Origin of the sequence: Companilactobacillus nodensis DSM 19682 = JCM 14932 = NBRC 107160 (assembly GCF_000615905.1) — a bacterium.
Classification (GTDB): Bacteria; Bacillota; Bacilli; order Lactobacillales; family Lactobacillaceae; genus Companilactobacillus; species Companilactobacillus nodensis.
The window spans coordinates 1-14,298 of the sequence record NZ_BAMN01000001.1; the positions used below are offsets into that span (position 1 = coordinate 1).

At 38.6% G+C, this 14,298-nt stretch carries 7 protein-coding genes, 2 tRNA genes, 1 pseudogene and 1 riboswitch; of the genes and pseudogenes, 7 read left to right on the forward strand and 3 right to left on the reverse strand.

Annotated features, from left to right (window positions below):
* The first annotated feature begins 80 nt into the window (after positions 1-80).
* Both JCM14932_RS00005 and JCM14932_RS15795 read left to right on the forward strand, forming a co-directional pair.
* A complete protein-coding gene (locus JCM14932_RS00005; protein ID WP_025023045.1) occupies positions 81-1,085 on the forward strand; it encodes a DUF916 domain-containing protein in 1,005 nt (334 codons plus the stop codon).
* Between the two features lie 129 nt (positions 1,086-1,214).
* Positions 1,215-4,337, forward strand: a complete 3,123-nt coding sequence (locus tag JCM14932_RS15795; RefSeq protein ID WP_025023046.1) for a BspA family leucine-rich repeat surface protein — start codon at positions 1,215-1,217, stop codon at positions 4,335-4,337.
* Between the two features lie 78 nt (positions 4,338-4,415).
* Here the strand turns inward: JCM14932_RS15795 and JCM14932_RS00015 are convergent, their stop codons facing one another.
* The gene (locus JCM14932_RS00015; RefSeq protein WP_025023047.1) at positions 4,416-5,930 is read right to left on the reverse strand and encodes a helix-turn-helix domain-containing protein; all 1,515 of its coding nucleotides are present in this window, start codon (positions 5,928-5,930) and stop codon (positions 4,416-4,418) included.
* A 91-nt stretch (positions 5,931-6,021) separates the two neighbouring features.
* A riboswitch (Lysine riboswitch) is annotated at positions 6,022-6,196 on the forward strand.
* A gap of 91 nt (positions 6,197-6,287) precedes the next feature.
* Between JCM14932_RS00015 and JCM14932_RS13945 the strand changes: the two are divergent.
* The 4 genes and pseudogenes from JCM14932_RS13945 to JCM14932_RS00035 all read left to right on the forward strand — a co-directional run bounded on the left by JCM14932_RS13945 (position 6,288) and on the right by JCM14932_RS00035 (position 9,607).
* Positions 6,288-7,738: pseudogene (locus tag JCM14932_RS13945) on the forward strand (amino acid permease).
* A gap of 285 nt (positions 7,739-8,023) precedes the next feature.
* Positions 8,024-9,313, forward strand: coding sequence for a serine--tRNA ligase (gene serS / locus JCM14932_RS00025; RefSeq protein WP_025023048.1), 1,290 nt, complete (start codon positions 8,024-8,026; stop codon positions 9,311-9,313).
* Positions 9,314-9,378: 65 nt separating this feature from the next.
* Positions 9,379-9,451, forward strand: a tRNA-Asn gene (locus JCM14932_RS00030).
* 83 nt (positions 9,452-9,534) lie between these two features.
* A tRNA-Thr gene (locus JCM14932_RS00035) sits at positions 9,535-9,607 on the forward strand.
* Between the two features lie 481 nt (positions 9,608-10,088).
* On the opposite strand, the gene JCM14932_RS00040 is transcribed toward JCM14932_RS00035, so the two are convergent.
* A complete protein-coding gene (locus JCM14932_RS00040) occupies positions 10,089-11,084 on the reverse strand; it encodes an aldo/keto reductase (protein ID WP_025023049.1) in 996 nt (331 codons plus the stop codon).
* A gap of 1,068 nt (positions 11,085-12,152) precedes the next feature.
* On the opposite strand from JCM14932_RS00040, the gene JCM14932_RS00045 reads away from it, so the two are divergent.
* Positions 12,153-13,505, forward strand: a complete 1,353-nt coding sequence (locus JCM14932_RS00045; RefSeq protein ID WP_025023050.1) for an FAD-dependent oxidoreductase — start codon at positions 12,153-12,155, stop codon at positions 13,503-13,505.
* 61 nt (positions 13,506-13,566) lie between these two features.
* Here JCM14932_RS00045 and JCM14932_RS00050 read toward each other — a convergent pair whose 3' ends face one another.
* Positions 13,567-14,265, reverse strand: a complete 699-nt coding sequence (locus tag JCM14932_RS00050) for an EAL domain-containing protein (protein WP_025023051.1) — start codon at positions 14,263-14,265, stop codon at positions 13,567-13,569.
* Between the last annotated feature and the right edge of the window lie 33 nt (positions 14,266-14,298).

Sequence of the window (14,298 nt, forward strand, 5' to 3'; positions counted from 1 at the left end):
TAATCGTATTAATCTTTTGGGGAATTTGGCATCAGAATAGGAGTTAATATGAAAAGAAAATTATATTTATATTTACTATATTGTTATTTTTTGTAAGCCTTGCATATCCAATTAAAGCAAATGCTGCCGCAGATAAATCTTATTCTGTTCAAGCAGTTTTACCGGATAACCAGATAGATCATAATGAATCATATTTTGATTTGAAAGTTGAACCCAACAAAGAGCAAGACTTGAAAGTTATGATCATAAACACTGGTAGTAAACCTATCAAGGTTAAGGCTGAAGTTAATGATGCTTATACAGCTGACTCAGGTGTTATTGGTTATGATAAGTACAATGTTCAGTTGTACAAAAATCAAAATCCTTCATTGAGTTCTTTGGTTGACGGTAAACGTAAGACAACAGTTAACTTAAAGGTTGGACAAGCTAAGACGGTTGGATTCAAAGTTAAGTCACCAGCAAATGAATACACAGGTATTATTCTTGGTGGTGTAACAACAACTGCTAATGTTAGCCCTACAAAATCCAAGAATATTAATATCAAGAATCAAGTTAGGTATGTTAAAGGAGTAGTACTCCGTTCTAAAGATGATGGAGTAGTCCCAGATATGCATCTAACAAATGCCAAGCCTAAGTCAGTGGCTGGAAATTCTGGTATTGCATATACATTGGACAATACCGCACCAATTAATATTAACGAAGTTACATTAAAGGCTAAAATTTCTCATAATAGTGATAATACGAATTACAGTGCTAAAAACTTACAAATTGCTCCAAACTCACAGTTTAGTTATTTTATTCCAGTTAAGAACTTAAGTGCTGGTAAATACAAGGCCACTATAACTGTTAAGAGTAAGGCTGGTTATGAGAAGACCTTTACTAGAACTATTTCTGTAAGTAAGAGTGATGTTGATTATATTGCTGAACAAGAAGAACAGAAGTCAGGTAGAAAGAGTAACCAATGGATAATCATTATCATTGGTATCGTTGCTCTAATCCTTGTTGCTCTCTGGATGTTCTTGTATTATTCACAACGTAATAAGAAGACTGGATCACATGGTAAGAAGACTAGAAGTCGTAGATAGCAAAAAATAAACCGAGAGGTTTATTTTTTTGTCATCTGTACTTTTAAAAATATTAAAAAAGACCATAATGAGGTCGTATAATAAATATTTTTATAATGTGTTTTTGCATAGACTAGAGGGGGATTTTTTATGAGATTTATGCAATTGAAACATGACCAGAATGCGGTTGTTAAAAAGAAGTTAATTAAATCTGGCAAAAAATGGGTGGTAGTTTCAACGTTATCTTTTGTCGGATTGTTATTAGGCGGTGCGGTAACAGGATTGGATGTGCATGCTGATGCAGTTGGCACGTCAGATACAACTAGTTCGGATTTAACTACCACAAGCAATCCTAATGATGATAGTAAACAGGTGCAGTCAGTTACAGCCAATGTAACAATATCTTCTAACATGGGAGATGTCACAGTAAACAATGTTACTGGCAATGTGGGACAAACTTTAACTGTTAACGTACCAGCGAAGGCAGGATACAGAGTTGATAAAAGTACGGTAGTCGCCAATGTAAATGCTAATGGAACTATTACTACCAATGAATCAATTAACTACACAGCTACTGAACTAGAAAATGTTCAAGATGGGGTTGATCCGAATGGACAGAACCCCGCAGACTCTGATAACAATGTGACGGAAGAATCTAAAGCTGTTGCCATACCAGTTGCTGCCAGTGCTCAAGTAACACCTCAACCAGCGGCTGATTCTGAACCAGCAACCACTACTAATAATCTTGATGATGGTGGTCAGTTTGGTACTTCAAAATGGTATATCGATGGTAATAAAACTTTGCATATAGGTGCAGGTGAATTGGGAACACCTAGAGATACATATTGGTATCAAAGTCAGCATCGTAATGAGATAACTTCTGTCAAAATTGACAAGGGTGTTGTAGCGAATGTTGCTTCTAGTGATCTATTTAGCAACTTGATAAGTGTAACGTCAATTGATGGGATAGAAAATTTGGATACTAGTAATGCCGCAAGGATGTATTCAATGTTCATTAACGATAAAAAATTGACGACGCTTGATCTTTCCAAATGGGATACAAGTAATGTCACGAATACGCAGTCTATGTTTAATGGTATGACATCTTTAAAAAGTTTAGATGTTTCATCGTTTGATACTAGTAAAGATAATCAGATGGCTAATATGTTTAATGGTATGACTCATTTGCAGAAATTAAATCTATCATCTTTTAATACAGGTAATGTTACTGATATGTCATATATGTTTTCGGGAGATTCTTCTTTGGAAGAATTGATAATTGACCCTGATAAGTTTAATACATCTAATGTTATTACCATGGCCTATATGTTTAAAGGTATGACTAAGCTAAAAAATATAGATACTTCTAAATTCGATACTAGCAAGGTAAGAAGCACATTCGAAATGTTCGATGGTGATGCAGCACTAAAGAGTCTAGATCTGTCTAGTTTTGATACGCGCAATCTAGCTGGTCAAGGTCAATTTGTTAATGGTATGTTCAGCGGTACTAATCTGTATGAAATCAAATTTAATGAATATACAGGGAGTAACTTTCAAGCAGGGCTAGATTATGGTGATTGGCAAGCAGTTGGCGCTGGAACTGAAAGTAATAAAATATCAGGACTTGGAATAATGAACCGATATGAAAAAATGCCAGCTGTAACTGAAACTTATGTCCGTCCGATAAGTGGTCCATTGTTAGTTCCAACGTCATACAGTGACGGAAAAAAAGGTGAGCCTATTTCGTCTGATATATCTGTATTTCCTGGTGATAAATTCACCACTAATGTAACAGTTCCAGCAGTCAAGGGTTACACACCTTATAAGAATGGGACAGAGAAGTTAATCGCTAATACTGATGGTAATTACACAGCATTAATATCAGGCACGGTGAAGGAATTAAATGATTTTACCGCCACTGATTCTATCCTCTATAAAAAAGATATTCAAACAGCGACCGGAGAACTAGAAATACCGACAACCTATGATGACAAGAAACAAACTGGATTCTTAGAAATACCAGAGGTATCAGGTGTTTATGGATCAAACGACAACAGTGTAGATATTTCTAGTTATCCAATACCTGCCAACTATACTACGGATACTAAATCTGTAGGTTACTCAGTTGATGCAGATGGAAAAATCACGGCGAATGACAAAATCTTATACAAGAGATTGCAGGCAACACCACAAGACCTAACCGTAACGACTCATTACAACGATGGAACTCCTGATGGACAAATCACAATTCCAAATGTTACAGGAAGCTATGGTTCTACAGATGACGCATATGATATTTCAACATATACTCCACAAACTGGCTATTCAACAACCGACAATACAATTCCAATTTCGATTGATAGCCAGGGTAATATAACTACAACTGGAGTTGTAAATTATACAAAAAATGCCCCTGAGTCAATCATTGCAGATGTGACAATCAAGACTAGCCAGGGTCCACAAGTTGTCAAAGATGTAAAAGGAGTTCCCGGGAAAACCATTCAAGTGGATGTCCCACCAATAGAAGGTTATACACCGGACAAGACTCAAGTTACTGTGACAGTGAATGATGATGGAATCACAGTAAATGATCCGGATGTTGCAGGTTATGTAACCTACACCAAGAACCCAACCAGCAACGGAGGCGCAACCACACCAACATCAACAATCACCGATGTAAATATTGATGTCGCAACCTTCGCAGATCAACCTGCCGCAAGATTATACGATTCAAATGGCAACTTGATCACCAATAGAGCCTTACAACCAAACACTGGTTGGTTCGCTGATAAGAAGCTATCAAAGAATGGTATTTCATATTATCGTGTTGCTACAGACGAATGGGTCAAGATGGATGATGTCTATGTTTACACTCCAAACAATAAGTATGTCGAAACTTACAATGACTCAAGTAAGGATGTATTCAATGCACATCAAAAGCAGATAAGCAGACAACTTCGTTCAGATAGTGATTGGATAACGGATGTCTATACTTACATGAATGGTACTAAGTATTATCGTATTTCCAGCAATGAATTCGTTAGTGCCAATGATGCGTTTGAGTACACACCAGTCAATGCGATTGTACAAACTAACAATTACAACACAACTGTTTATGACGAATACGGCAATGCCGTAACCAACAGACAGTTAGCTGCTAAGAGCAGTTGGAAGACTGATAAGACTGCTACAATCAACGGTCAAACAATGTATCGTGTAGCAACGAACGAATGGATCAAAGCTACCGATGTATCAAATGTTAAAGAACAATAAAATTATTTTTTCTACAAGAGCCGTGAGGAAGACAGAATTAAGATACAAAAAAAGAGCTGAATTTTTAAAAATTCAACTCTATTTTTTTGCTTTCTTTTTATCTGCATCACGTGCTTTTAATTTATCAACGTATACTTGGTTCAAACGAACCAACAACCAAATATAATCGGTACGTGTGTTAGTAATGTTCCAAGGAATAACTTGCATATTCTTAGGGTACAATTCCAATTCATAATCACGTGGCATAATGTCCAATGTTGATATCAGCACATCGACGTCTTCATATTGATCACTAGGAACTACTTGCACGAATTCTAGTGTTCTGACATTTCTCAGAACGACCTCTTCAGCGGCGTTACCGGGATCAACGAGGACTTTGACGTGAATATAATCTTCCTTTTGAATAGTATTGATATAACTAGGAAGAATCTGGTACAAGTCATGGGCGATAGCTTCAGCACCGTTGTAGACGCCATGATATTCTTTTTCATCGATTGATGTGAAGAATTCTAGTATGTTTTGGTAGAGGGATGACAATGACTTGGTGTCCTCGGGATTCTTATCATAGTAGCTACCCCGAACAGTTCCGTCATTGGCCATGATGTAATAGAAGATGATATCACGTGAAACGTAGGTCATGATATCCTTCAAGACCTTTTGATTATGATAGACGGTCATGTCATCACGGTAGTGTTCCTTCAAGAAATCTATAAAGTGATAAACCAACGCATAAAACTTAGAATTGATTCTGACATCAAAGTTCATTGGTTGAGCGTAGATCTCGGCACTAGGTTGGAAGACCATCTTATGGAATAAGTTGAGCAATTTGTTCTCATTATCTAAGGCATCGATCGGTACGATCGAATAGTCTTCACGACGAAGGACGTCTTCACCGAGCTTTTGGTTGCCGAAGACATCGTTGTACTTACTCATGTTGTTAATATAATTACGTTTAGTCAGTCTAATACGCGATATGGCGAGGAAATATTCAAGCTGAATATAAGTGATAGGGTTACTGAACGTTTTGCCAGAGCGGTCAATAATGTCGTCTATGTCGTCTTGCTTAATGAGCTTGAATGGCCATTCTTGACCATGATATATATACCAGTAGACAAAGTATACCATCCATCTGATACTCTTCTCATCGCCTTTGATCTCAAGAGTTGAGTTGGAGATCTTCAATCCGAAGTTCTTCAAGAATGATCTGAAGGCAGACATTCTTCTATTAAGCGTGGACTTACTAGTAAAATGTTCGTTACTGAAAGCTTCGAATGATGGATTAGCGTTAGTTAGTCCGTAATTGAAGGCTTGAAAGAAGATTGAGTTTTGTACTAAATATAATCGATAAGTATCGATCGCGATTTTTGAGAAGTCGATCGATTCGATCTTAGTGACCTTTGGGTCCATATCAGGAGCAACTTCCATAATATCTTCTAATAAAGCTTGGAAGATGTTGTAAGTCTTTTGGTACGTGAATTGCATCCGATTACTGATATTACTAAGATTGAGCTCTTGTGGCGGCAATGATTTGATCACCGTGAGCATTCGATATTTTTCAACATCTTGTTTGACTAGGAACACTTGCTCCAACATGTTCAATTCCCCCGAATCTGGCATATTAAAAAAATTTAATTAATTCGTGTGACTACTTGCTACTATGGTAACATTTATTTATAATATTTTGTAATCAGATAGAGGCGCATTGTCAATAATTAGCACTTTTGAGTACGATAGGGTACAGAGATTTAGTGTAAAAGGTGACAATGCCGAAATTATTTTACCCCTATTGGTAATGTAGTTGGGCCGTTATTTAATAAGTAACGGACTGTCGCACATTGGTGCGTTGGGCTATTGATCATTTGGATGAAAACATAATCCTTATTGTCAGTAGTTTCTTCTGGTAATAAGGATTTTTTTGTAAAAAGATCCAAGATAGGGGAAACGAAAAAAATGGAAAATACTGATGTGAATCGGTCGTTGAAAACTAGACATCTGTCCATGATTGCTCTTGGTGGGTCAATCGGTACTGGACTCTTCGTTGCTAGTGGTTCGTCAATTTCAACTGCCGGTCCCGGAGGAGCATTGATAGCGTACGTTGCTATTGGTATCATGGTTTACTTTTTAATGACAAGTTTAGGGGAGATGGCGACATATATGCCGGTCTCAGGGTCGTTTGCTACATACGCTACTAAGTTTATTGACCCCGCCTTTGGATTCGCCCTAGGTGGAATTATTGGTTTAACTGGGCAATTACGCTGGCTGTTGACCTTTCAACCATCTCGATCGTTGTTAAGTACTGGTTCCCAAGTTGGTCGTCGTGGAAGATCAGTTTGACTTTCATGATTATTTTATTAATTATTAATTTGGTTTCAGTTGGTTCATTTGGTGAGACAGAGTATTGGTTGTCATCAATCAAGGTTACGGCTGTTATCGTCTTCTTGATCGTTGGTGCTTTGACGATCATGGGTATCTTAGGCGGCAATGGTCATGTACTTGGCTTGAGCAATTATACATATAAGAAGGCACCGTTCGTTGGGGGTATTCCGGCGGTACTGAGTGTGTTCGTTGTTGCTGGATTCTCGTTCCAGGGTACTGAGTTGATCGGTATCACTGCTGGTGAATCTGCTACACCTGAGAAGAGTATTCCTAAGGCTATCAAACAAGTTTTCTGGAGAATTCTTCTATTCTATATTTTATCTATTGCTGTTATTGGAGCAATTATTCCTTATACAAGTCCTAATCTTCTAGGTTCAGAGGCTGGAGATATTGCCATCAGTCCCTTTACCATCGTCTTCAAACAAGTTGGTATTCCATTAGCTGCTGGAATTATGAATGCCGTTATCTTGACATCAGTTATTTCCGCCGCTAACTCCGGCTTGTACGCTGCCAGTCGTATGCTCTGGTCAATGAGTAAGAATGATATGGCACCTAAGGCCTTCGAGAGAACTAACGGCCGTGGTGTTCCAGTGTTCTCACTATTACTTACTGCCTTAGTCGGTGGGGCTGCTTTATTCACTAGTTTGTACGGTGATTCATTCTACGAATTATTAGTTGCCGCCAGTGGATTGACCGGATTCATCGCCTGGATCGGTATTGCGTTCTCACACTATCGTTTCAGAAAAGCCTATATCAATAAGGGTTACAGCTTGGATGACTTGAAGTACAAGGCTAAGTGGTTCCCATTTGGTCCGATCCTCGCTATCATTCTTGGCATCATTATCATCATTGGTCAAGATATCCGTTCATTGGTCAACTTCAATGTTATGCGTCTCTTGATCAGTTATAGTGGACTGATCGTCTTGTTCGTATGCTGGATCTACTACAAGCTACGTCACCACACGAAGTTCTTGAAGCTTGACGATATCGATGTTGAGCATACTAAGAGACATTATCATTATTAATTTGAATTTTGCGTCATTTTAAATTACTATATAGATAAATAACAAAGCTAATAGGGTACCTATTTGGAATCTACCAGAGAAGCAATGGTTGGTGTGAATTGCTAAGATTCTTATTCCAGTACACTGGCTAACGGGCAATGCCGTTCGGATTGATCCGATAAAGTCTATGAGTGCAATGTATTTGTTATACATTGAAACTGGGTGGTACCGCGAAAAGTAGTCGATTCGTCCCTTTACGGATGAGTGGCTACTTTTTTTATTGGTTAAAAAACAGGAGGAAGATTAATGCTAGACATTAAGATGATCAGAAAAGATCCAGAATGGACAAAGAACAAATTAGCTTCACGTGGTGTTACTGCTGAAGAAATCGACCATTTGTTGGATCTTGATAAGGATCGCCGTGAACTATTAGTTCAAACTGAAACTTTGAAAGAAAAGAGAAACAAGGTTTCTCAAGGTATTGCTACTAAGAAACGTAACAAGGAAAATGCCGATCAAGAAATTGCCGACATGAAACAAGTTGGTAGTGATATCAAGGAAATCGATGCTAAGCTTGAAGATACAGAAGAAAAGATGAACTATATCTTGGTTCGTCTACCTAATATTCCTGACGATTCAGTTCCTGTTGGACCTGACGAAAGCTATAATAAAGAAATTCGTAAGTGGGGAGATATTCCTGAATACAGCTTCACACCAAAGCACCACTGGGAAATCGGTGAAGCTCTTGGTATCTTAGACTTCGATCAAGCTGCTAAAGTTTCTGGTAGCCGTTTTGTATACTACATTGGTATGGGTGCCAGACTTGAACGTGCTGTCTACAACTTCATGTTGGATCAACACCAAGAAGAAGGCTATACAGAAATGATCACACCTTACTTGGTCAACAACCAAGCAATGTTTGGTACATCTCAATTCCCTAAGTTTACTGAAGATGTCTATACTGTCATGGTTGACGAGAACCCATTGACATTGATCCCTACAGCTGAAGTTCCATTGACTAACTACTTTGCTGGTAAGATTCTTGATGGTGCTGAACTTCCTAAGAAGGTTACAGCTCTATCACCAAGTTTCCGTTCTGAAGCAGGTAGTGCCGGCCGTGATACTCGTGGCTTGATCCGTATGCACCAATTCAACAAGGTTGAAATGGTTAAGATTGCTAAGCCAGATCAATCATTCGACGAATTAGAGAAGATGACAGCTGATGCTGAAAACATCTTGAAGAAGTTGAACATTCCTTATCACGTTATCGTGTTATCAAGTGGGGATGCTAGTTTCAGTTCAACTAAGACTTATGATCTTGAAACTTGGTTACCAGGACAAGGCAAGTATCGTGAAATCTCAAGTTGTTCTAACTGTCTTGACTTCCAAGCACGTCGTGCCCAAATTCGTTTCCGTGACGAAAATGGTAAGACTCAATTAGCTCACACATTGAATGGTTCAGGTTTGGCTGTTGGTAGATGTGTTGCTTCAATCCTTGAAAATTACCAAAATGAAGATGGTTCAGTTACAATTCCTGACGTTTTGGTACCATACATGGGTGGAGTTACAAAAATTACTAAGGAAAATGCCAAATAGATATTGACGTTTTATTAGTAGATTGATAAAATTTAATAGTTGTTGAAAAGCGACTATTGAATTATTCCGGATTAGCTCAGTTGGTAGAGCATCTGACTGTTAATCAGGGTGTCGTCAGTTCGAGTCTGACATCCGGAGTTATATACTTAGGTAAACCTAGGTGCGCTTGATAATACATCTAGTTCGCAAGAATTAGATGTATTTTTTTATAGGCGCTTTATGCCATCTTAGCTCAGTTGGTAGAGCATCGGTATCGTAAACCGGCGGTCACAGGTTCAAATCCTGCAGATGGCAGATATTAAAAGAGAGTACTGATTTTGATCAGTACTCTTTTTTGTTGCCCTTTTTGTTGCCGCCTCCAGTTCCGAAATATTGTTCCTGCCGTTGAACCGGTTCGAGCCAAGGTCTCGAACCTCGAATTTAAGCTTTACTTCGTAAATCTTAAAGCTCATCCTGTGGCGTGCCGCCACTTTCACGGCTGGAATAATATTTTTCCACTTCCGGCTGGTTGTCGTGACTATATTTTGCATAGTGGTGGATATATTTTTTATCCGAAATAAGTCGGAGGGTGAAGACAATGTGTCAGCAGTGGCAGTGGTGTTGAACGGCGGAGCGTTCATACAGCACAGGACGATTTTTAGATTTGCGATTTATTGCAAAGCTAAAAATTGAGACCCCAGACCGTACTTTGGCTGGGGACGTGCCTCACAGCGACACGTTGCCTTCACCCGCAGACGAAAAAAGAACGCTAAAATCAGCGTTCTCTTTACATATTCTATTTAATTAGTTTATTGATCTGTTCGATTTCATCGTTTGAAAAATCAAGATTATCCAAAGCCTTTAGATTTTCATCCAAGTGATCGTTGTTAGTTGTACCAATAATTACACTGGCGACGACAGGATCTCTTAACAACCAAGCAAGTGACATTTGACTAAGAGTTTGGTCGCGGTCTTTGGCAATGTCATTTAGCATATTCAACTTGGCTACCAAAGCATCAGGTCCATCATCTAACAATCCATTGTTAGTGTGGTGAATCTTGAAGCTGTCAGTGATTCCGCCGAGGTAACGGTCGGACAATAATCCTTCACATAGTGGCCCATAAGCAATCACACCAGCGCCGTTGTCCTTGAGTAATTGACTCAAGCCACTAGTTTCAACGTGATTGTTTAATAAGTTCATACTCATTTGATCGAGAACGAATGGAGTTCCTAATTTCTTGAACATGGCGATGGCTTGTTTCATTTGAGGAACCTCATAGTTAGAAACACCAACGTACAAGGCTTTACCTGAACGAACAATGTCATCCAATGCGCGAACGGTTTCTTCAATTGGTGTCTTATCATCATAACGGTGAGCATAGTAGATATCGACGTAATCAAGATTCAGTCTTTGGAGTGAATCGTTGATACCTTGAATTAGTGACTTGCGAGAAGTCCCGATACCATAAGGACCGTCGTGAATTTCGTAACCAACTTTAGTTGAAATAACTAATTCATCACGATAAGCTTGCAAGTCATTCTTTAGAATTTGACCAAGAAGTTCCTCGGAAGTACCGAAACCAGTTTGTCCGTCACCATAATGATTGGCGACATCGAAGTGAAAGACTCCTTTGTCAAAAGCATGTAGAATAACATCTCGACGCTCACTCAATGGATCTGCACTACCAAAATGGCGCCATAAACCTAATGAAATTGGTGGCAACATTAAGCCAGTTTCGCCAGCATGACGAACCTCATTATTGTTGTAACGATTATCTGATGCAAAATACATTTTATTGACCTCCTAATTGTTCATACTACTTCATGGTATGTCATTAGGCGTGGTTACTCAAGAATGAGGGGAAGGTAGTTTTGATATTATTATTTCAATAAAAATGTCACTCTGTTATGTGTGATACCATTTAATGGCATAGTAGGTGGCACTCTGTGTCGCAATAGGAGAGTCATCTTCATTTTAAGGACGGCTCTCCTATTTTTTGTTCCGATATAATCCAGTCGGAGGGCAAATGCAATGAGTCAGCAGTGGCAGTGATGTCGAACGGCAAAGCCGTTCATACAGCACAGGACAATTTTTAGATTTGCGGAGCAAAGCTTAAAATCGAGACCCCAGACCGCACTTTGGCTGGGGACGTGCCTCACAGCAGACACATTGCTTTTGTCTGTAGACGTAATACTCCAAAAAACGCAAAAAAAAATAAGCTCGCCTCTTGGGGGGACGGGCTCATTTTTGTGTCACACACACTGTGTAACGGGTTACCAGTAGTGTAAGTGGACAGATATGATTTGTGAGGTTTCCAAATTTGTCAAAAATAGAGAGGGATTTTATTAATTAACGAAAGCATTCAATCAGTGATCATCGGAATGGGAAAATGGAAACTGATGAAACTTAACTCGATAAATATAAATTGATTGAGGGGGGCAATTTACATTTACGTTGAGTCAATAGAACTTGTTACGATATGAGGATGTGTACCGTAACTTGTTTTACCTATTTAATAAAAGGAAGGAATTGCATTGGCAATCATATCTGTACCCCTTTCACAATGAAGAGTATACAACATTTGTTTAAACAATTCTATTCAATTTAGACAAAAATTTTTATTTGTTTTTAACGTCACAAACTTATATTTTTGTATGATAATAAAAGTACTTCTTGTTTTACAGCCTTAAATAAGAATTTGGTTAGTGAGAGGGAAGGTAAACGTTGTTATAGATGGATTTATGTGCTTTATTAATTTAGGCATATTTTTTTATAAATCTTGGGTAAGCGCTTCCGTCAGTTTGACGTTCTGTCTATATCAATAGTTTAGATTATCACAATAGAAGGATGGTAGATACTATGAAAGTTAGTATTATTGGTTGTACACACGCAGGTACATTTTCAGCAATGAACATTTTGAAGGCACACCCTGACTGGGAAGTTACAGTCTATGAACGTAATGATAATTTGTCATTTTTGTCATGCGGAATTGCTCTATGGGTAAGTGATCGTGTTTCAGATCCTAATAAGATGTTCTACTCAAGTCCCGATGATTTGGCCAAGTTAGGTGCCGACATGCAGATGAGACATGACGTAACTAATATTGACTTTGATAATAAGAAATTAACTGTCAAAGATCTTGAAACTGGTGACGTTTCTGAGCAAGACTATGACAAGCTTGTTATTACAACAGGTTCAGCTCCAATCGTTCCTAATATTCCTGGAATCAATTCTGACAAAGTCTTCCTATGTAAGAACTGGGCTAACGCTACAGAATTGAAGGAAAATGCTAAAGACATCAACAGTGCTATCGTTATTGGTGCTGGATACATCGGTGCTGAATTAGCTGAAGGTTATGCAACTCTTGGCAAGAAGACAACCTTGATCGATGCTTTACCAGATGTTCTAGCTAAGAACTTCGATAAGAATATGTCAAAAATTGCTGAACAAGACTATCTCGACAATGGTGTAACTCTTGGCTTGAACGAAAAAGTTGTTTCATTCGAAGATACAGTTGATGGTGTCATCGTTAAGACTGATAAGAATGAATACAAGGCTGACATTGCAGTTATGAGCGTTGGATTCCGTCCTAACACAGATATGTTTAAGGACGAATTCGAAACATTACCAAATGGTGCTTTGATCGTGGATGAATACATGCACACAAGTAAGCCAGATGTCTTCTCAGCCGGAGACGCTGCTTCAGTTCACTACAATCCAACTAATGATAATCAATATATTCCTTTGGCAACTAACGCTGTTCGTCAAGGTATCTTGGTCGGTGCAAATATTGAAAAAGACACTGCTAAATATATTGGTACACAATCATCATCAGCTGTAGAACTATTCGGCAGAACATATGCTGCTAGTGGTTTGACAGCCGGACACGCTGAGGTTCTTGGCAAGAAGGTCGAATCGGTATCACTTGAAGATAACTATCGTCCTGAATTCATGCTCTCAACTACTCCAGTATTGATGAACTTAGTATGGGATCCCGAGACACGTGAGGTCCTCGGTGGAGCATTGACAAGTAAGTATGATGTTTCTCAATCAGCTAATCTTCTATCATTAGCCATCCAAAAGAAAGTAACTATCGATGAATTATCAATGGTTGATTTCTTCTTCCAACCAAACTTCGACAAGCCAGTTAACTATGTAAGTGCATTGGCTATCGCTGCAGTTGAAAAAGCTAATAGTAAAGTTTCAGAATAATTTGGATATAAATAGAGCCACGATAACGTAAAAATTATCGTGGCTCTTTAATTTGTCTTAATTAAGCTAGGCAACTGCAAGTGTCGCCAGGTAGTTTTAACAATCTAGGCTTGCTGTAGTAGTAGCCTTGTTTGATATGGATCCCTAATTTTTCGCTCAGCTGACTGTCAGCCTTGTCTTCGATACCTTCGAGTACTAATCGTAATCCATATTCCTTACTCATTGCGTGCCAGAAATGAATCTTGCTTTGAATCATTGGGTCGACGAATTTGTCGGTGAAGTTTTGCAAAGCAAATTTGAGTTCTGATGCGAATGGTAATAGTTGTTGGATATTGGTGAAGTGATTGACACCTGTGCCAACATCATCGAGTGAGATTTGAATGCCGTTGTCCAAGAATCCTTGAAGCTGACTTAGGATCTGTTCAAATGAATAGCATTGTGGACTGTCATCTTCGGTTAACTCAACTACTAATTTAGTTGGGTAGAGTTGTTTTTGACTTTGGATAATGGCATTAGCGATTGATGTTGTCATCAGTTGTTCGCGGCTGATGTTGACTGATAGACGGCGAACCTTTAGTGATAATACTTTGGTAGTTTGAATCAATAAGTCAGCTGTTAATTGTGAGTCGATAGCTGAGAATGACTCGGGCAAGCGCCAGCCTTCAGGTGTGTGTTGCTTCATTAATAATTCGTATCCGATAATTGAATCTGTTTTGGTATCGATTTGAGGTTGAACAAAATAGCGATAAATTGGTTCCAATAAAAATTCCTCCTAAATTGGACTATACATAAA

Bases quoted from the DNA above. Each gene is read 5' to 3' on its own strand.
- serS (WP_025023048.1), top strand. From the start codon at position 8,024: ATGCTAGACATTAAGATGATCAGAAAAGATCCAGAATGGACAAAGAAC.
- JCM14932_RS00040 (WP_025023049.1), bottom strand. From the start codon at position 11,084: ATGTATTTTGCATCAGATAATCGTTACAACAATAATGAGGTTCGTCAT.
- JCM14932_RS15795 (WP_025023046.1), top strand. From the start codon at position 1,215: ATGAGATTTATGCAATTGAAACATGACCAGAATGCGGTTGTTAAAAAG.
- JCM14932_RS00015 (WP_025023047.1), bottom strand. From the start codon at position 5,930: ATGTTGGAGCAAGTGTTCCTAGTCAAACAAGATGTTGAAAAATATCGA.
- JCM14932_RS00045 (WP_025023050.1), top strand. From the start codon at position 12,153: ATGAAAGTTAGTATTATTGGTTGTACACACGCAGGTACATTTTCAGCA.